This is a genomic window from Bacteroides luhongzhouii, assembly GCF_009193295.2.
Lineage (GTDB): Bacteria > Bacteroidota > Bacteroidia > Bacteroidales > Bacteroidaceae > Bacteroides > Bacteroides luhongzhouii.
The window spans coordinates 2467636-2489221 of record NZ_CP059973.1; the positions used below are offsets into that span (position 1 = coordinate 2467636).

A 21586-nucleotide genomic window follows, 5' to 3' on the forward strand; every position below is an offset into this window, starting at 1 on the left:
TCTAAGTACTTGGTAAATATTTTTATTTTTCGTTACTCATTGGTTGATTTATTTACAGTCCCACCATACATGAGTTGCCATCGTATCTCCTCTTTTAGTCTTGGACTCTTGTGTCAATGTCGCAACTGCTGCTTCTACGCTTTCTCTATTTTCACGATATTCATCAGTTGGATATGGCATGCGTCGTGCACCTTCCGTGTCATTAACAACTCCTCCACTTGCATTTGCTGCCATTGGCATCAATTTAGGATAACCTGTACGACGATATTCTGTCCATGATTCCATACCATTTGGGAAGTTTGCAATCCATTTTTGAGTAATAATCTGTTCTAAGCTTTTTTCAAAATCACCTCCAGCCCATGCCACAGTGACATTTGTATTAATAGCTCCGGAGTAGTCATAAGTTTGGCCACTTTGTCCTTTCAACGGATCTTTATATGCTTCTACTTTTCCCGTACCCGCAAGATAATTTTCGACTCCATTGGTAATTCCGTTTTCTTCAAACGACAAACGGATTCCTTCCTCATAGAAGTCTTTAGCTGTTCCTCCCATGTTCCAGTTACGAAGAGCTCCTTCAGCACGCAAGAAAGCGACTTCTGATGCACGGAACACAACTATATTATCACTCGTAGTGACTTTCATACAAGAAGAGCCTTGTGACCAGGAGTTATATTGTCCTTGCAGAATACCCCGACGTAAACCTACATAACTTTCTTCTCCAGTATATGCATTTCCCGACACGGTGCCAAAAGTACTTTTATCATAATATGCTTCACGACGAGGATCGTTGTATGCATTCATGTAGCAGGTTAAATCTGCTGAAATTCGTGCATCTGACCATAGTACCATAAAACGTTGCCATGGATTATGATCGGCAACTTTACGATAAGCGCCATCAGTTGCAGCAGTCATAACACCTGCAGCTACAGCTTCTTCTGCCAATTGCTGCGATGTTTTTCCATTCACGTTAAATCCTGCTACATAGCAAGTACGCATCGCCATTCTTAGCTTCAAGGAGTTGGCAAACTTATACCATGCTGATGTATTGCCATTATAAATTCTATCAGCACTTGAGCTGAAGCTTTGGTTGCCAAACTTTCCTAATACTGTAATAATATTATCCAAATCTTCTAGCATTTTGACATAGACAGCTTGCTGAGAATCATAAGGGGATTTGATTGCATTAGCTGCACCTACTTTTGAATAAGGGATGGGACCATATGTATCTGTTACACGTAACATTACGACGATACGATACAACTCGGCCAACGATAAGAAAAGTTCATCATCGCTTTGATTTTTCAAATTGAAGTAATCAGGATAAAACTTTGAATAAAAATCATTGAATGGAATTTTTTTCCAATCGTCTGAAGGATTGTAAGTCGCGTAACGACCAGACCAACCTGTACCCAAATTGGAGTCTGCCACATATCCCGAAAATGCTCCTGCCATCAAACAGTCCACATATTGAGAAAAGTTCTCTTGCTCTGGCATCATCAAATCTTGTAAATTAAGAGCTAATGATCTTACCAAATACCAATCTACTCCCATGTCATTTTGGTCTGGTTCATGAGGATTTTTATTGTAATCTTCAAAGTTTCCTGTACATGCAGTTGCACCGAAAAGAAACATACCAGTGACTATAAACTGTATTATTTTATTTTTCTTCATCTTTTCCGTTTTTAGAATTTAAGTTTCAAATTGAATCCTACACTACGAAGGCTAGGCATCATAAAGTAATCAATTCCCTGATAATAGTTACCTGTAGTGGCTACAGATTCAGGATCGAAAGGAGCCTTGCAATAAATCATCCACAAGTTACGACCTACCAGCGAAAGAGTGATATCCATAATATTTTTCAATTTCTTTCTTGGGATAGTGTAGCTGACAGAAGCTTCTTGCAGACGCAAATTGGTAGCACTATAAGTGTAATATTGAGGAATACCGCTGTCGGCACCAACCACTGTATACCACTTTTGCGCGTCAATCATATCGTTGCCGTTTATCACGACTCCACCATTATCACGAGCTGCTGCTGTAGCTTCGGATACACCATAGGAGTCAAGAACGGCTTGAGTTGCAGAGTAAACAACTCCTCCTAAACGGGCAGTAAGAAGGAAGCCAAGTCCCCAGTTTCCATATTGAAAGTCATTGCGCCATGCCATATTAGCCTTTGGAAAAACAGACCCTAAATAAATATCATCAGCTTTGTCATTCACTGTTACATTTCCATCGGCATTTACATAAATCTTATTATTTGAATCTCGAAGCAAGTCAGATTGTGAGTAGAGATCACCTAAAGATCCACCTACTTTTAGAATGAACCGTGCCTTTGATAAACCACCTACATCCATACGGTCTTTTGTTATTTCTTCACCGGTTACAGGGTTTATGTAACCATCAATCAGGCTTAAAATCTTGTTCTTATTGGCACTGAATGTGTAGTTAGAACTCCATGAAAACTTGTTCCATGTATTCTTGTAACCAAGTGAAAGTTCTACACCACGGTTACGTACGTTACCTGTCTGCGCATAGAATGTGCTATAGCCTCCTGTTGGAGAAAGCTTTGCATCCATGGTTTGATTGTAAGTCTTGGTATTATAGAATGAAACGTCAAAATTGAAATGTTTAAGGAAACGTGCAGTAAGACCTACTTCCCAAGAATCTGTACGTTCTGGTTTCAAATCATACAATGGATATGCAGACTGGGAAGAGTATGCTCCTGTTGAAGTATTCCATGAAAAAGTTGGATAAGCAAGAAAGCGTCCAAATGGTAGACCTACGGATGCCCAAGATGCACGTAATTTTAAGTATGAAATACTTTCCGGCAATTTAAAAAGTTCAGACAAAACAACAGAACCTCCTACTGATGGGTAGAAAAAAGAAGACTGTTTTGAGTTCGGTCCCGCTAATTGACTTGGCCAATCATTACGTCCGGTAAGAGTCAGGTAGTAAGTACTTCTATAGCCAACTTCTGCAGATGCAAATATAGATTGTGTTTGTTCACGATAACCAGTCTCTTCACGTTTCCCAGTTTCTTTATCCAATTGAGCAACTGTGAAAAAGTTAGGAAGTCCATTCGCTGCAATTGGTCCACTAACGGCAAGAGCTTCAGAACGATTGTCTGAATAAGATGCTCCGATATTAGCTGTTAGACTCCAATCTTCTCCAAATGTTTTATTTATATTCAACAATAAGTCTGCATATGTTTGCTTGTCACGAGTGTTTGTTACACCATAAAAACCATTTTCGCCTTCAGCAATAGTTGCGATGGTAGAGGCATAGTATTTTTGTGTATATGTGTTGTATGAATTATCTAGACGTACACGTCCAGCTACGTTCAACCAACTTAGAATATCGTAACTTAAAGCTGCACTCAACATATAACGATCTTTGTCATTTTCACGCAAGTTACGATAATTAATCCAGTAAGGATTTTGCAAACGGAACGATCCTCCTCCTTGAGGCCAATATTGCGTATACATATTACGCTCTAAATCATAACGTTCGTACATTTTGTAATCTTCCCAGTCATTTCCACGCGGAAACAGGTAAGCAGAAGACAGTGGGTTTGCATAAATGCCTTGATTCACCATATTACGGTCTTTCTGCATAATATATTGAGCGCCAACATCCAGTTTCATCTTATCTTCTAGGAAAAGAGTGGTGTTACGGAATGTAAAGTTATAGCGGTCGTATTTGTTATTTGGAATAATACCACGCGAATTAACGGCTGCGGCAGAAAGATATGTCTGATTGTGTTCTGTACCAGTAGAAAGTGTTACAGATTCTGTTCCAATAAGTCCAGTCTGAAAATAATCACTTGCAGGATCGTATCCGCGGTAATTAGCTTCGTTCAATCTTTTACCCCAACTAGCATCTGTTCCAGAAGTTCCATAGCGATTCTGAAACTGTGGCATGACGAATGGAGATAACATTTCTGTATTACTAGATACGGTCAAGGCTACACGACCCACTTTTCCTTTTTTGGTTGTAATCACAATAGCACCATTAGATGCATTGCTACCATACAATGCGGCAGCAGCGGCACCAGACAACACTGACATTGATTCAATGTCATCTGGATTTATATCAGCTATAGCTTCTGTAGAGCCTTGCGATTGCATCTCTTCAGAACCACCAGAAGCGCTCAGGTTATACATTGGAATACCGTCGATAACATAAAGAGCATTAGACGATTGTTCGATACCCCTGGAACCACGCATAACAACTTTACTTGCACCACCAATACCAGAAGAAGAAGAGTTGATATTTAAACCCGCAACCTTTCCGTTCAGCGAATTAATAAAGTTCGCGTCTTTTACGGCTAAAGCTGATTCTGCATCGACCTGTGTGACATTATAACTCAAAGCTTTCTCCGAACGCTTAATACCCAAAGCTGTAACAACCACCTCGTCAATCACTTGGGTGTCATCCATCATCGTAATATTAATGGCTGTCTGTCCTTTCAAAGGAATTTCTTGTGTCTTATATCCGATATAAGAATAAACAATAACTGGGTTATTGCTTTTTGTCATAATTTTGTAGTTACCATCCAAATCGGTAATAGCTCCGTCTGTTGTTCCTTTCACTAAAATGCTAACACCAATCAGTGGCTCTCCTTTAGCATCTACAACTTGTCCGGTTATAGTACGTTCTTTCCCGCTTTGTTGTTGTAGTGAATTAGAATTTTCTTTTTCAGATAAATAAATTATATTCTCTTCTATTTTATAAGAGATATCTTTATTTTTCAAAAGTGTGTTTAAAACTTGCTCTAAAGAAGCATCTTTTACTTTTAAAGGTTCAACTGTGACAGTCGATAGCTTGTCATTGTAGAAAAATTGATACTTTGATTGTGATTGAATCTGTTTAATTACAGTTCCTAAAGTTGTACGGGGAGTTGATAAGGTCAACTGTGCCGCAGCCCATTGTACAGGAACTGCTATCAACAAAAGAATCAATAAAGCTCGAAATAACTTCGACTTTCGAAGCGAATGTTTGCTTTCCATACATTTAATTTAATGGTTATACATTTTATTAAACTCAAAAAGAAGAGTGTCGACTTTCCCTCCCTTTGTTAATAAAACAATGCTAATATAATAAACACTTAGTCCATTTTCTCTTTTTTTCGAAAAAAGTAAGAAATATCTGATATCTCCTTGAATAACCTATATTTAAAATATGCCCAGTACTTAGAGTACTTGGATAAAAATAATGTGATGGAAATCTTTAAGTGATAATATATATGAAAAGAATAATAAAAAACAGTTTGTTTACAGCAATATTGATGGTGTGTGGGATGATGTATTCCTCATGCGAAGACTGGACAGATCCAGAAAGCATTAACATCCATTACTCTACATTTGAAGAGCAAAACCCGCAACTGTATGCTGACTATATCAGAGATTACTAATGACTTTTTTATCAAAACAATGGTGGCGGTTCGCTTATTGATGGTGAAACCAAAAGTAACTTCTGATGGAAACACATGGAATTATCTGGGAAAAGTAGCTACTGCTGATGAGAATGCCGATTACTATCAATTCATTGAACCTATAACTGCACGGTATGTGAAATTTGAACTTTTGTCTTCTTGTGGATGTGAGCTTTATGAAATATACGTCTTTAAGTAGTGTTGAGTCTAAAAAGAATATAGGTTAAAGTTTGTATTCGAGAGGCTGTCTCAAAATTGTTTTTGGGTCAGCCTCTTTTTAATTGCTTTTTCAAAGAACGGGCAGGCGCTAACTTGCTTCTCTAAGTCTAACGTTTGCTCATGTTCCTAAATATTTGAATGAAATGTTACATAGTGGAACAAAATGTCTATCATAGTATCATTTCTCTTAGTAATCTTTTAATTATCAAAATGAATGATACTATGATGGATGTTTTTCTCACTATGTATTCAAACCTAGCTGTATCATTTTACTTATTTCCGTACGGTGTTGAAACTAATTTTTGATATGCTTGCCTTGTTTTGTCGAATAAAAGCAGCGAAAGATAATAAAAGCATAGCCTGAAAACAGACTTCTTTGCTTTCAGGCTATTGCTTTCAGCCGGAATATTGATGAATAGTTACTTTCTGAAAAATACTGAAAGATTCAAACCAAGATTAGGGCTAAATTATCTCGCAAGGATTATTGTTCTTTAGAGAAAGAATAGGGCATATCTTCTTCTTTAGTTCCTCTATTCTGATTAGGTTGATTGCTCATTTCAACACTGATCGTACCTCCCTTGAGCAAATTTTCGTGTCGGAGATAATTTTTAGTGTAATCAGCACCATTAACATTCATCGAATTGACATAAAAATTCTTCTTACTGTTATTCGGAGCATCAATAACCAAACTATTGCCATTCTCAAAATGGAGTGTAGCTTTCTTGAATAACGGAGCACCTATAATATATTCATCCGTTCCCGGACAAACAGGATAGAAACCTAATGCCGAGAATACATACCAGGCAGAAGTTTGTCCGTTGTCTTCGTCGCCACAATAGCCGTCCGGAGTAGGAGAGTACATACGATCCATTACTTGACGCAACCAGTATTGGGCTTTCCAAGGTTGTCCTGCATAGTCATATAAATAAATCATGTGCTGAATCGGTTGATTGCCATGTGCATAGTTACCCATATTCATCACAGTCATTTCACGGATTTCATGAATCACTTGGCCGTAGTAGCTATCATCAAAAATAGGAGGTACGGCAAAAACAGAATCCATCATGGTGATAAACATCTCTTTTCCACCCATCAAGTCAATCAATCCTTGAGGATCGTGGAATACAGACCAAGTATAGTGCCAGCTATTTCCTTCCGTAAAGGCATCCCCCCATTTCAGCGGAGAGAAAGGAGATTGGAATGTACCATCTTCGTTGCGTCCACGCATTAACTTAGATTCCTTATCAAAAAGATTCTTGTAGTTCATGGCACGTTTTGCGAAAAGATTAATCTCTTTTTTCGGACGTTTAAGTTCCTTTGCCAGTTGGTAGATACACCAGTCATTGTATGCATATTCCAGCGTGCGTGCGGTGTTCTCATTGATTTTTACATCATAAGGCACGTAACCCAGTTTATTGTAATATTCATATCCCAGACGTCCTGTTGATGATACTTGTGGATGTACATTCTCCGTTCCGTGAATCAGCCCTTCATACAATGTTTTTATATCGTCCACTTTCACTCCTTTCATGTAAGCATCCACTAAGACGGAAGCAGAATTGTTACCAACCATACAGCCTCTGTGCCCCGGACTTGCCCATTCCGGGAAAAAACCGCTCTCTTTATATGTATTGATCAGACCTTCCTGCATCTCCTTGTTGACTGACGGGTACATCAGGTTCAATAACGGGAATAGGCAACGGAAAGTATCCCAAAAGCCTGTGTCGGTATACATATATCCCGGTAATACTTGCCCATTATAAGGACTGTAATGAATAGCTTGGCCGGCAGCATCCAGTTCGTAGAATTTGCGTGGAAAGAGCAATGAACGATATAAACAAGAATAGAATGTGCGATATTGGTCGAGATTGCCTCCTTCTACTTCTATTTTGCCTAACACTTGGTTCCACGCTTCTTTTCCTTTCTTGGCTAGCTGTTCGATATTATCTTTGCCCAACTCTTTCATATTCAAAGCTGCCTGTTCAAAACTGATGAAAGAAGAAGCAATCCTTGCATGTACTTGTTCGCCTTTATGTGTTTGGAAACCGATAATGGCTCCGGCATGAACCGTTGTCTGTTCGGCTACATTTTCCTGCAGATTGCCATTGGCTACCGTAGCTTTATAAGTGAAAGGCTTGTCGAATTCAATAATAAAGTAATTTTTGAAGTTTTCGGGAACTCCACCACTGTTGCGAGTCGTGTAACCGATAATCTTGTTTTCTTCCGGAATAATCTTAATATACGATCCCTTATCGAAGGCATCCACTACAACATACGAATGATCGTTTTCCGGAAAAGTGAAACGGAAAAGAACGGCACGCTCGGTTGGAGCCATTTCTGTCACTACATCATGCTCTGCAAGATATACCTTATAATAATAAGGAGTGGCAGTTTCTCCTTTGTGGGCAAACCAACTGGCACGCTTCTCTTCATTGAATTCCGGTTTGCCTACTACAGGCATAATAGAGAATTGTCCGTAATCATTAATCCACGGACTGGGTTGATGTGTTTGCTTAAATCCACGAATCTTATTAGCCGTATAAATGTATTGCCATCCGTCTCCCATCTTTCCTGTTTGCGGAGTCCAGAAATTCATCCCCCACGGACGGGCAATGACCGGATAAGTATTACCTGTTGATAACTCGAAACTAGATTGAGAACCCATAAGTGGATTGACATACTGCGTCCAGTCTTTGGCTTTTGCAAAGACGATACAACTTAATGCGCATATTAATAGGAGATACTTTTTCATGGTCTTATTTATTATTTGATATGAGAGTCAGGGGAGACGATTCCCCATTTTGTAGGCTGATTGGTCATCTTGATTTCCATCGTTCCTCCATTCGCAATATCCTGATGGTTAAAGAATGGAATGTTTAGAGCCTTACCGTTCAGCAATACACTTTCAATGTATTTATTCTTTTTCCCATTATTCTTTACTACAATACTGAAAGTCTTTCCTTCCGGCAGATTGATAACCGCTTTGTCGAAAGCAGGACGTCCGATGGAATATACCGGCTTGCCGGGACATACCTGATAGAATCCCATAGAGTTGAGTATATACCAGGCAGACATCTGACCGCAGTCTTCATTACCCGAAAGACCATCTATACTGTTGGCATACTGGCTCCGGTAAACACTATCTACCAACTCTTGAGTTCTCCAAGGGTGGTTAACGTAGTTATATAGATGGATCACATGATGACTTGGTTCGTTTCCATGTGCATATTGCCCGATAAGTCCGCTGATATCTGATGAGGTTGTCTCACCTTCAAGTGATGAATCGGCCGAGAATAAGGAATCGAGTTTCTGTACAAAAGCATCTTCTCCACCCATCAGATTGACTAATCCTTCTACATCATGCGGCACAAACCAAGTCCATTGCCAAGCTGTTCCTTCACAATAATCATCGCTGCGGTGAGTAGATGCGCGCGGATTGAATGGAGTACGCCATTCACCTTTTGAGTCTAGTCCACGCATGAAGCGGATTGATTTGTCGAAATAAAATTCGTACGCCTTGGCAAAGCGTTCATACTTTGCTTTGGATTCAAAATCACTCATCGCTTCTGCAAAGATAGAGATACACCAGTCATCATACGCATATTCCAACGCTTTGGCCACTGATTCGTTTTCGCGGTCACAAGGGATATATCCGATGGCATTCTTATAATATTTTGCTTTCGGCATGAGATGAGGCAATACCAGATCCGGACATTTGATGCCGGTAGTGTCATATTCGGCGGCACGTAGGCAGGCTTTATAAGCCTCTTTGGCATCAAAGTTGCGATACCCTTTCATGTAGGCATCCACGATGACCGGAACAGCATGATAACCAATCATAGTGCCAGTGTAATTGGAAGCCAAGTCCCACATGGGGTATATCCCACCTTCCTGATGTTTCTTAATTAACGAATTGATAAAGTGATTATTCAGATCAGGATCAATGATAGTCATTAGCGGATGTAGCGCACGGAAAGTATCCCATAAAGAAAAGACAGTATATATCGGATTAAGGGTGTCTCCTTGATGCACTTCAAGATCCATTCCTAAATAACGTCCGTCTGCATCAGTGAACAGATTTGGACTGATTCCCGTATGATAGAGGGCCGTGTAGAAGATGGCTTTATCTTCTTTATCGGAAGTTGTAATATCAATTTTGGAAAGATATTCATTCCATGCCGTACGTGCGTCTTTACGTACTTTTTCGAAGTCCCATCCGGGAATTTCTGATTCAACGTTCTTCCGTGCACCGGCAATATCTACAGCGGACACACCTACTTTAACAAGAACCTGCTCGTCTTTACTGGTGTTGAAATGCAATAATGCTTTGCAGACAGGAAGTCGTTTGCCATTGTCCATGGTAATAGAATCCGTAACGAGCGTATAAGAGAATGGTTTGGAAAATTTAGCGTAGAAGTTGATATATTGGTCGAAAGCCCAATAAGTTGTTTTCTTATGTCCACAGATTTCCGTATCGCTTATTACTTCTATTTCCATCTCGGAGTTAGTCTGTCGTTGCAGGCTGTAATCCAGGTCGATGATAAATCCGGATTCGGCGTTTTCGGGAAAGGTATAGCGATGGATTGCTCCTCGTTTGGTGGATGATATTTCTGCTTTCACCTGATAAGTATCCAGAAAGACAGAATAATATCCCGGTTCTGCAATTTCATTCTTATGTGAGAAAGAGGAAGCGTATGCTAGGCGCTGGCTTTGGGGATCGGTTGTACGATATTGTTGCTTACCCACAGTTGGCATGAGCAAGACATCTCCATAGTCGCAACAACCTGTACCGCTGACGTGTGTGTGTGAAAAGCCATTGATGGTAGAGTCGGCATAATAATAACCGGAACAGGCATCCCAACCATCGATCCGGGTGTCCGGACTAGGCTGAATCATGCCGTGGGGAACTACTGCTCCGGGGAAGGTATGACCATGTCCACCGGTACCGATGAAAGGGTTGACGTAAGCACTATAATCTTTTACATTAGTGGGGGCTGTGCAGGAGTTAAGTGTGAATAAACCTCCTAAACATCCTACTATTAGGAATGTTTTAAATTTCATGGTATTAATAGCTTTTAAGTTTTATCCGGTTCATCTTTTACTTCTTATTTGGGAGAAATGAAGATATTGTTTCCGACAATTTTATAATCAATAGGTATAGAGTTTTGCAATGATTTTAACACTGACTCGATATTCGATTTCCTTTTCAGTACACCGGAGTAAGTTTTACCCGTCTGAATGTCAGGAGACAGAATGATTTTCACGTCATAGAAACGCTCCAGCGCTTTGGTGATGGTGAAGATATCTGCTTTTTGGAATGGAATCAGATTATCGTGCCAAACAGCATCCAACTTGGCATCCACTTGTTTTACGGTCAATCGTCCATTATTTTTGTTCAGTTCCGCACGTTGTCCCGGAGTGAGGATAATCTGCCCTTCTTCCTTATTACCTTTTACTTCAATCTCACCTTCAATAAGTGTCGCCTCCGCTATCCGGCAACGCTTATCGGATTTTAAATTGAACGTAGTTCCCAGTACGCGTACGCGTATTGCGTCACTTTGAACGGTGAATGGCTTATGGCGGTTTTTGGTGACCTCAAAATAAGCTTCTCCTTCCAGGTAGACATTGCGTTCCTTTTCGGAGAATTCACGTGGATATTTCAAGGTTGCTGCATTGTTCAGCCAAACTTTGCTACCATCCGGCAAGACTACCTCCTTAACAATGCCTTCGCTGGCTACTGCGACCATCATTTGTTGATTGTTTCCGCTTTGATAGAACCAATATCCGACTCCACCACCCATGACCAACATTACAGCAATCACTGCGGCATATTTCATCCAGCGGTGCATGCTTAATATTTTGCTCTGTTTACCTTTCTCTTCGTCCAGCTTTTTATAAAGTTGTTTTTCCGCACGAAGTATCCGTTGTTCATCAGTGTACTGGTCGAATTTACCCAAATGATAAATTTCTTCCATACGAAAGAGCTGGCGGGCGTTTTCTTCCGATTCCTTCATCCAGGCATTGACCTCGATAAGCTCTTCTTCAGAACACTGTCCTGTCAGATATCTGTTTATTATTTCTTCACTCAGATTACTCATTTTCTTTTCCTTCATATTAGTAATACAATTCAAAACGCAAAAACACTTATTATAATCGCCATAAAAATAAGAAAAGAATTGCCCAAAGAGGATCGAGTCGGGCACGCAAGTATTTTAAGGCCTTATACATATGGGCTTCCACCGTGCGGAGTGAAACTCCGAGAATATCGGCTATTTCCTTGTTTTTCATATCATGCAGATAGCTAAGCTTGAAAACCTCTTTGCATTTATCAGGGAGTTCATTAATCGCATCATGGATTTCCTTGCGGAGTTCCTTATCTTCGATCCTCCGAATCACTTCGTTGTTGTCTGGTTGGTAAAACTCTGCACGTCTTTGGTTGATTTCTTCCATGGCAACACAATAACTGTCTTCCACACTGCGGTGTTTCAAGACGTTGAGGGCACGGGTGTAAACGGCACGATAGAGAAAGGCCTGGATTTGCTCGCCTATCTCTATGTGGTCTTTCCGCTTCCATAATTCTACAAATACGTCCTGCACTACATCCTCTGCTTCTTCTTCTCCTACCAGGCGGGTGGCATAGAAAATCAGGCTGGGGTAGTACCGGCGGAATAGTGCTTTATAGGTTATATCGAAGTTTTCGTTCATTCTCTCAGTTGGTTGTTCAGGTTTGGCTTATGGGTTATTTTCTTTGGATATAACTCCGATAGTTTTAGGTGTATTACTCATTTCAAATTCGACAGTCGCTCCACTCATGATTTGCTCGTGAGTAAGATACGTTTTGTCATACGGCTTTCCATCTATTTTGATGGATTGGATATAGATATTTTCTTTGTTCACTTTGGGGGCCAGTACGGTGAAAGTCTTTCCATTCGCCAGATGTAATTGCATTTCCGGGAATAGGGGAGTACCTATCTCGTATTTTCCACTGACGGGGTTAACAGGATAGAATCCCATCGCACTGAATACATACCATGCTGACATCTGCCCGCAATCTTCGTTGCCACAAAGACCGGCAGGCTCGTTCTTGTAGAGCTCGTTCATCACTTTGGCTACATATTCTTGTGTACGGCTTTCCTGTCCTATAGCATTGAACAGATAAATAACATGATGGCTCGGTTCATTGCCATGTGCATATTGTCCTATCATGCCCGTGCTGAAGATAGGCAGTTCGTCATCTGCTGCCGGATGATAGGTGAACATACTGTCCAGTTTTTCGGCAAAGCGGTTTTTACCTCCTGTGAGGTCGATCAATCCGTTGATGTCATGCTGAACAGACCAAAAGTATTGCCATCCGTTGCTTTCGCAGATGTGTGGCGTATAGTCATCGGCTTTGAAGTCCTTGATAAAGGTGCCTTTATCGTCACGTGGCTGCATGAAAGAAGTGGCGGGGTTATATACATTCTTGTAGTTTTGAGAGCGTTTGTAAAATTCGTCCGCAATGTCTTGTTTGCCCATCTTCTTCGCCATTTCGGCAATGCAGTAATCATCGAAAGCGTATTCCAGTGTTTTGGATAACGACCAGTTTTCTGCGTTGTAGTGGTCTGTTACGTTGTAAGGTATGTATCCTAATTCTTTATAGAGTCCAATGCCACGATAATTATCCAGATTAGCCGTTGCTATGCAAGCATCAAGGGCTTTTTTTGCGTCGAAGTCGCCGATTCCTTTCAGATAGGCGTCTACAATAACAGGGACAGCATGATAACCGATCATCATGTCTGTTTCACTTCCGTAGAAATTCCATACAGGTAAGCGGCCATTTTGTTCGTAGAAGGCGATGAAGGATTTCACCATGTCGTTGACACGCTCAGGTTCGGTATAAGTAAAGAGAGGGTGGGCAGCACGGTACGTATCCCATAGAGAGAAGGTGCTATAATTAACCCAGCCGTCAGCCTGGTGTACTTTCTTGTCGGGCCCATAGTAAGCTCCGTCTATATCACTGTAAATAGTAGGAGCAATCATCGAGTGATAGAGAGCAGTGTAGAAGTTTACTTTATCGTTCTCATTATCACTTTTTATTTCAATCTTTCCGAGCTGGCGGTTCCAGTTTGCTTTTGTTTCCGCCAAATATTTGTCGAAGTCATTTTCGGGGACTTCTGCTTGCAAGTTTTTAGCAGCTCCTTCCATGCTGACACCGGAAATGGCGGTGTTAACTAATATCTGTTCATCCTTTTGAGTATTGAAGTCGAAGCGGGCAATAACAGCTGTGCCGATACGTTTATTGTCTTTGATGATGGCAGTTGTGTCCAGTTTCATTTTCTCAAAAGGCTTGGAGAAGCGGGTGCGGAAATAGATGTGTTGATCGCGTGCCCAACCATCGGAGAAACGGTAACCTTGAATGGTGACGGAGTCTACGATTTCGATATGAGAATCGTTGGTAAAATCCCAGTTCATGGCTTTCTTCAGATTTAAGAAGATAGCAGATTGGGCTTCCGGAAAGGTATAACGTTGGATTCCACAACGCTCCGTGGCAGTCAGTTCGACGTTGATGTTGTAATCAGTCAGGCGTACTTGATAATAACCGGCATGAGCACTTTCATCCTTGTGGGAAAATTTAGAGTGGATGCCAAGTGGTGCTTCCGCTTCTTTGTAGGGAAGAGTGACAGGCATGAAAGAAATGTCATACAAATCTCCCGCTCCAGTGCCGGAAAGATGTGTGTGGCTGAAACCGGCAATCGTACTGTCCGGATAGAAATAACCGGAGATACGGTCCCATCCGGGGAGTCCGTTGTCCGGGCTAAGTTGCACCATGCCGAAAGGAGCTTGGGCACCAGGATAAGTGTTTCCAGTGAAGTCTGTTCCGATAAATGGATTTACATAAGATGTGTAATCTATTTCGTGTTTTTCTTGCGTAGGGGTACAAGAAATGAGCATGCAGGTTAACAGCAGGCATAGATAAGCAGGTGTTCTCATCATTCTTTAGGTATTAGTGATTACTTATTTTATTTATTTGAAGGATAAGAAAAATAATTAATCTGGTCACAAAGGTAGAAAAAAACTGTGACAAGCCTAAATTATAAGCTAATATTTTTAGAAAGAGACAAATAGACTTCTATTTCTTACCGGGTTTGTTTGGTTTTGGGGGAGGGTCGGAAGTATCCTTCCCCGATGCTTTTATAGGGGATTCAAAAGGGGATTCAAGCCGAAATTGTTGTTGGTGAATTCCCTTCTGTAAAATAGTGACGCTATCCGATGCAAATAGTGACGCTATATGCTAGCGATACCGTCACTATCCTGTGCATATACCGTCACTATTTTTTTCTACATTAATAGGGAGTTTCTTATGTATTTATTCAGACGCGTCTAATTTTAAGTCTTTACGTAAAAGGGGATGTCTATAAGTCTCTTTTTAACGATTTCACCCCTATCAGAACAAACTCTGACAGGGGTGATTTCTTTTTTTTCGGGGCTTGTTAGACAGCCTTTTTTATTTATTCTTAGATTCCTGCCAGCTCCAGTACTTTTTCAACTGCTGCCGGTAGCCCATCAGCATTTTTACCTCCTGCAGTAGCGAAGTGAGGTTGGCCACCGCCGCCACCTTGAATCAGTTTGGCAGCCTCTTTTACCAGATTACCAGCTTTCAGACCACCTGCAACCAAATTATCGCTAAGCATTACTGTCAGCATCGGTTTGCCATTGTCTGTACTTCCGGCTACGAAGAACAAGTTTTCTGTGATTTCACCCCGAAGTTGGAAAGCGATATTCTTCACTACTTCTGCCGGTAGTGGAGCACAGAACTTGATTACTTTGATACCGTGGATTTCTTGTACATTTTTCAGTAATCTTTCCTTCAGAGCTGCTTCTTTCTCTTTCATGAAGTCTTCCACCTGCTTTTTCAATCCTGCGTTTTCATCCAGATATTTACGGATTGCAATTCTTAAGTCAGGAGCATTGTTGAAGAGAGCCTTTAAGTCGCTGAGTGTATCTTGTATTGTATCCAGCATTTCTTCCACGCGTGCTCCGGTGTAAGCTTCAATACGGCGAACACCGGCAGCAACAGAACTTTCGGAGATGATTTTTACCATACCGATATTTCCGGTTGCAGCTACGTGTGTACCACCGCAGAACTCGATAGAAGTACCGAACTGGATCACACGAACTCTGTCGCCATACTTTTCACCAAAGAGAGCGATAGCTCCCAACTCCTTAGCTTCCTCGATAGGAATATTGCGATATTCTTTCAACGGAATATTAGCGCGGATTCTTGCATTGACGATATGTTCAACTTTACGGATTTCTTCATCGGTCACTTTCTGGAAATGAGAGAAGTCGAAACGCAATGAATCCGGTGTGACCAATGAACCTTTCTGTTCGATGTGTTCACCCAACACTTCACGCAAAGCAGCATCCAGCAAGTGAGTCGCTGAGTGATTAGCTGCGCAGGCAGCACGTTTGTCGGTATCCACACAAGCCATCATCGGAGCTTCCGGATGTTCGGGTAACTTTTTGGTAATATGTATCGGAAGATTATTTTCTTTCTTTGTATCGACCACTTCGATTGTCTCGAATTCGCTAACCAATACACCCGTATCACCTACCTGACCACCACTTTCCGCATAGAACGGAGTATAGTCAAGTACAATCTGATACAATGTCTGGTTCTTTTGTTTGATCTGACGATAGCGAAGGATAGAAGCTTCGTATTCAGTGTAATCATAACCAACAAACTCAGTAGTCCCTTCTTTAAGTACAATCCAGTCACCAGTTTCGATGGCGGCAGCATTACGTGCACGCTGTTTCTGTTGCTGCATTTCTTCATTGAACTCTTCAATGTTGACAGTCATTCCGTTTTCACGAAGAATCAACTCTGTCAAGTCGAGCGGGAAACCGAATGTATCATATAAAGTAAAGGCATCTTTACCGCTGATTTCTGTTTTTCCATTGGCTTTGGTATCTTCCATTGTCTTATCCAATAGACGGATACCTGTTTCCAAAGTGCGGAGGAATGATTCTTCTTCTTCCTTGATAACTTTTTCAATCAGTGTCTTTTGCGCAACCAGTTCAGGATAAGCCTCTCCCATATTATCAATCAATACAGGAAGCAACTTGTACATAAATGCCTGTTTCTGTCCGAGGAAAGTATATCCGTAACGAACAGCACGGCGAAGGATACGGCGGATCACGTAGCCAGCTTTAGCATTAGAAGGCAACTGACCATCTGTGATTGAGAATGCAATGGTGCGGATATGGTCGGCAATCACACGCATAGCGATATCTTGTTGTTTGTCTTTTCCGTATTCTGTACCCGACATTGCTGCAATAGCTTTCAGCATTGGCTGGAATACGTCTGTGTCGTAGTTGGATGTTTTGCCTTGCAAAGCCATACAAAGACGTTCGAATCCCATACCGGTGTCAATAACCTTGGCAGGAAGCGGCTCAAGACTGCCGTCTGCTTTGCGGTTGTATTGCATGAACACGAGGTTCCAGATTTCAATCACCTGTGGGTGATCGTGGTTCACGAGGTCGCGACCGGAGATCTTGGCACGTTCCTCAGCAGGACGAAGGTCGATATGGATTTCGGAACAAGGTCCGCAAGGTCCTGTATCACCCATTTCCCAGAAGTTATCGTGTTTGTTACCGTTGATAATATGATCTTTCGGAAGGAACTGTTCCCAATAGGAAGCAGCTTCGTCGTCACGGCTCAATCCTTCTTCAGGACTTCCTTCAAATACGGTTGCATAGAGATGTTCCGGATTCAGTTTCAAGACTTCTACCAGATATTCCCACGCCCAGTTGATGGCTTCTTTCTTGAAGTAATCGCCGAACGACCAGTTACCAAGCATTTCAAACATGGTGTGGTGGTACGTATCGTGCCCTACTTCTTCCAAGTCATTATGCTTTCCACTTACACGCAAACATTTTTGCGAGTCCGCGACTCTTTGGTATTTCGCTGGGTGGTTACCCAAAATAATATCTTTAAACTGGTTCATACCCGCGTTCGTAAACATCAGGGTAGGGTCATCTTTAATCACCATCGGAGCCGAGGGAACGATGTGGTGTCCTTTCGACTCAAAGAAATTCTTGAATGAATCTCTGATCTCTTTTGCAGTCAACATATAATGAAGAATTATGATTTATGAATTATGAATTATGGGCTGTGGGATATGAGAGAGGGGAGGAATCCCCAATAAATCATAAATCACAACTCATAAATTCGTAAAAACTGTGCAAAGATAGCTTGTTTTTATTACTTTTGCCGTATTAACAAGCGAAATATTTCCAAAAAGATGCGCAAAGTATACTACATCTATAATCCACAGACCCAGACTTATGATCGAATTTACCCTACCGTACGGCAGCGTGCGCTTAGTATCTTGCGTCGGCTTTTCTATGGAATGGGGTTGGGAGCTGGTTGCTTTATTGTATTGCTTTTGATTTTTGGCTCTCCGTCGGAGAAAGAATTAAGAATTGAAAACAGCCGTCTTTTGGCACAGTACAATGTGCTTTCCCGGCGTTTGGACGACGCCATGGGAGTGCTTCAGGATATCCAGCAACGTGACGATAATCTGTATCGGGTGATTTTGCAGGCAGATCCTGTTTCCCCGGCTATCCGTCAGGCAGGTTATGGCGGGACGAACCGTTACGAAGAACTAATGGATTTGGCAAATGCCAAGCTGGTGGTGAATACGACTCAAAAGTTGGACGTGCTTTCCAAAAGGCTTTATATCCAGTCGAAATCTTTCGATGATGTGATTGATATGTGCAAGAACCACGATGAGATGCTGAAATGTATTCCGGCTATCCAGCCAATTTCGAATAAAGATCTTCGTCAGACTGCATCCGGTTATGGTACACGTATCGACCCTATTTATGGTACGACAAAGTTCCATGCAGGTATGGACTTTTCTGCTCATCCGGGAACAGATGTTTATGCTACCGGAAACGGAACAGTGGTGAAAGTGGGATGGGAAACCGGATACGGTAATACTATCGAGATAGATCATGGTTTCGGGTATCTCACTCGGTATGCTCACTTGCAGGGATTTAATACGAAAGTCGGAAAGAAAGTGGTACGTGGTGAGATTATCGGAAAAGTGGGTAGTACAGGAAAAAGTACCGGTCCGCATCTGCATTATGAAGTGCATGTGAAAGGACAGGTAGTGAATCCGGTTAATTATTATTTCATGGATTTGAGTGCCGAAGATTATGAGAAGATGATTCAGCTGGCAGCCAATCATGGTAAAGTTTTCGATTAAAAATCTTAAAACAGGAGTGTTATGCTTAATACAGACAAAGAGTTGAAGCTATATTATTCAATAGGAGAGGTTGCCGACATGTTCGGAGTCAATCCGTCATTACTCCGTTTTTGGGAAAAGGAGTTTCCGCAAATATCTCCTAAGACAGCGGGAAGAGGAATACGTCAGTATCGCAAAGAAGACGTAGAAACGATTGGACTTATCTACCATTTGGTAAAAGAGAAAGGCATGACACTTCCCGGTGCCCGGCAACGTTTAAAGGATAATAAAGAAGCTACGGTTCGTAATTATGAGATCGTAAATAAGCTGAAAGCGATAAAAGAAGAGCTTTTGGCTATTAAGCGCGAATTGGATGGACGGGAGTAGAATAACGTTGACCGATAACGAATGTGTCGATCAACGTTATTCTTCTACGCGGCTCACCTGTTTGATATTCTGTATTTTCTTCAGATTGTTACAGATGGTTCTCACATCATCCACATCATGTACCCATAACTGAATTTTTCCCTCAAAGATACCATCTTCGGTTTCGATGGTCAGCTTACGGATATTTACATTGAGCTGTCTGGAGATAACTTGGGTGACTTCATTCAAAAGTCCCATGCTGTCTATACCTTTTATATATATATATACCAGGAAAGATAATTCTTTGTGTGTATCCCATTCTGTCGCTAATATACGGTTGCCATAACTGCTCTTCAGTTTGGCGGCAACAGGACATTGGCGTTTGTGAATAATGATCCGGTCGTTTTCATCCACATATCCCAATACGTCATCGCCGGGAATAGGATGGCAACATTCCGCCATGATATATTTTTTCTGCAAACTTTCTTCCGTCAGTTTGAGCACTTGCTTCGGATTGATCTTTTCTTTTTCTTGTGGCTCTTTTTCTTCCTGCTTCTCTTTGCTGTTGCCGAAAGAAAAAGTCAGATATTTCTTCCAGTTACTGGTTTGCTTTTCTCTCAATTCATTCTTATCCGCTTCTCCCAAGACGATTGCCTTACTGCCAATAGCAGCCAGTAGTTCTTCTTCATTCTTGGCATTATGCAGTTTGCGCAGCTTCTCAATAATTGCTTCTTCCGGACGGATTTCCTCTTTTTTCAGAAACTCATTAAGGATTTCTTCACCTATCTTCTGGTTTGCTTTGCGTTCTTTGCGGAGAATGGCTGCTATCTTGGCACGGGCACGGGCAGTAGTTGCAAAAACTTCCCATTGCGGTTGTACACGTTGCGATTTTGAAGTCAGAATTTCAACTTGGTCACCACTTTGCAATTTATGGCTCAATGGCACAAGTTTGTGGTTGACTTTGGCACCAATACAATGACTGCCAATATCCGTATGCAAAGAAAATGCGAAGTCGAGAGCCGTAGAATTCTGCGGCATAGTCTTCAACTCACCTTTGGGAGTGAACACGAATATTTCAGAAGCAAATAAATTAAGTTTGATGGTATCCAGAAAGTCAATGGCATCCGGTTGCGGATCATCCAATATCTCCTTAATGGTTTTCAACCATTTTTCCAACTCTCCTTCATCTTCGCTGCCTCCTCCTTCTTTGTATTTCCAGTGAGCGGCGAAACCTTGTTCGGCAACGTCATTCATTCGTTCACTACGAATCTGGACTTCAATCCATTGTCCGTTATTACCCATCAGGGTGACATGCAATGCCTGATAACCATTTGCTTTAGGATGGCTTACCCAGTCGCGCAGACGGTCCGGATGAGGCTTGTATATTTTGGAGATGGAAACGTAGATGTCGAAACAGTCGTTGAGTTCTTCTTCCTCATTGCGTGGTTCGAAAATGATTCGGACAGCCAGCAAGTCAAATATTTCTTCGAAAGGAACATGCTTGGTCTGCATCTTGTTCCAGATGGAATAGATTGATTTTACGCGGGCAAGTATCCGGTATTTCAGCCCCATCTTATCCAGCTGTGTACGGATAGGAGCAGTGAAGTCGTTGAAAACCTTGTCGCGTTCGGCGGCTGTGGCATTCAATTTCTCTTCTATTTCTGCATATTCTTCGGGGTGTTCATATTTAAAGCTTAGATTCTCAAGCTCTGTTTTTATCTTATAGAGTCCCAAACGGTTGGCGAGTGGAGCATAGATGTAGAGCGTTTCGCCTGCAATCTTGTATTGTTTGTTGGGTAACATAGAGCCGAGGGTACGCATGTTGTGCAAACGGTCGGCTATCTTGATAAGGATTACCCGGATGTCGTTCGACATGGTGAGCAGCAACTTCTTGAAGTTCTCTGCCTGTGCTGAAGCACGGTCGCCGAAGATTCCACCGGATATTTTGGTCAGTCCGTCCACAATCTGGGCAATCTTCGGACCAAAGATATTCTCAATGTCTTCCACTGTGTAATCAGTGTCTTCTACTACATCGTGCAGCAAGGCCGCACAGATAGAAGTCGAACCGAGGCCGATCTCATTACATACAATACTGGCAACAGCAATCGGGTGCATAATATAAGGTTCGCCCGAACGGCGTTTGATACCTTTATGCGCCTGATTGGCGAAGTTGAAAGCTTTCGTAATGATTTCAACTTTCTTGCGATGTTTAGTGTTGAGATAATCATTCAGTAGTTCGTGGAACGCCTGATTGATCATCTCTTCGTCACTTATTTCTTTGGGGGGTAGATTATCCATAATTGTTATCCTTTCACTTGCTTAGTTCTGCAAAAAT

At 41.5% G+C, this 21586-nt stretch carries 12 protein-coding genes; 3 read left to right on the top strand and 9 right to left on the bottom strand.

The features are described from left to right. Positions 1-48: 48 nt before the first annotated feature. Both GD631_RS08925 and GD631_RS08930 read right to left on the bottom strand, forming a co-directional pair. Positions 49-1671 (bottom strand): SusD/RagB family nutrient-binding outer membrane lipoprotein, encoded by a 1623-nt coding sequence (locus GD631_RS08925; protein ID WP_143259115.1) that lies wholly within the window; start codon positions 1669-1671, stop codon positions 49-51. Between the two features lie 11 nt (positions 1672-1682). Continuing rightward, the gene (locus GD631_RS08930) at positions 1683-5009 is read right to left on the bottom strand and encodes a TonB-dependent receptor (protein WP_143259116.1); all 3327 of its coding nucleotides are present in this window, start codon (positions 5007-5009) and stop codon (positions 1683-1685) included. Between the two features lie 378 nt (positions 5010-5387). Here GD631_RS08930 and GD631_RS08935 point away from each other — a divergent pair, with 378 nt between their 5' ends. Further along, a complete protein-coding gene (locus tag GD631_RS08935) occupies positions 5388-5633 on the top strand; it encodes a discoidin/SUN/FTP domain-containing protein (protein ID WP_223225878.1) in 246 nt (81 codons plus the stop codon). A gap of 501 nt (positions 5634-6134) precedes the next feature. Here the strand turns inward: GD631_RS08935 and GD631_RS08940 are convergent. The 6 genes from GD631_RS08940 to alaS all read right to left on the bottom strand — a co-directional run bounded on the left by GD631_RS08940 (position 6135) and on the right by alaS (position 17766). Then, positions 6135-8405, bottom strand: coding sequence for a GH92 family glycosyl hydrolase (locus GD631_RS08940; RefSeq protein ID WP_143259117.1), 2271 nt, complete (start codon positions 8403-8405; stop codon positions 6135-6137). 11 nt (positions 8406-8416) lie between these two features. Beyond that, positions 8417-10714, bottom strand: a complete 2298-nt coding sequence (locus tag GD631_RS08945; protein ID WP_143259118.1) for a GH92 family glycosyl hydrolase — start codon at positions 10712-10714, stop codon at positions 8417-8419. 44 nt (positions 10715-10758) lie between these two features. Then, a complete protein-coding gene (locus GD631_RS08950; RefSeq protein ID WP_032849654.1) occupies positions 10759-11766 on the bottom strand; it encodes a FecR family protein in 1008 nt (335 codons plus the stop codon). Between the two features lie 34 nt (positions 11767-11800). Continuing rightward, complete coding sequence (locus GD631_RS08955) at positions 11801-12358, bottom strand: RNA polymerase sigma-70 factor (RefSeq protein WP_143259119.1); 558 nt, start codon at positions 12356-12358, stop codon at positions 11801-11803. Positions 12359-12385: 27 nt separating this feature from the next. Continuing rightward, on the bottom strand, positions 12386-14623 hold the full coding sequence (locus tag GD631_RS08960) for a GH92 family glycosyl hydrolase (protein ID WP_143259159.1): 2238 nt from the start codon (positions 14621-14623) through the stop codon (positions 12386-12388). A gap of 524 nt (positions 14624-15147) precedes the next feature. Beyond that, positions 15148-17766, bottom strand: a complete 2619-nt coding sequence (gene alaS, locus GD631_RS08965; protein WP_009039028.1) for an alanine--tRNA ligase — start codon at positions 17764-17766, stop codon at positions 15148-15150. A 171-nt stretch (positions 17767-17937) separates the two neighbouring features. Here alaS and GD631_RS08970 point away from each other — a divergent pair, with 171 nt between their 5' ends. Then, positions 17938-18906, top strand: coding sequence for a M23 family metallopeptidase (locus GD631_RS08970; RefSeq protein ID WP_004305395.1), 969 nt, complete (start codon positions 17938-17940; stop codon positions 18904-18906). A gap of 21 nt (positions 18907-18927) precedes the next feature. Beyond that, on the top strand, positions 18928-19272 hold the full coding sequence (locus GD631_RS08975) for a MerR family transcriptional regulator (RefSeq protein WP_004301384.1): 345 nt from the start codon (positions 18928-18930) through the stop codon (positions 19270-19272). 36 nt (positions 19273-19308) lie between these two features. On the opposite strand, the gene GD631_RS08980 is transcribed toward GD631_RS08975, so the two are convergent. Continuing rightward, the gene (locus GD631_RS08980) at positions 19309-21549 is read right to left on the bottom strand and encodes a RelA/SpoT family protein (RefSeq protein ID WP_143259120.1); all 2241 of its coding nucleotides are present in this window, start codon (positions 21547-21549) and stop codon (positions 19309-19311) included. Positions 21550-21586 lie beyond the last annotated feature (37 nt).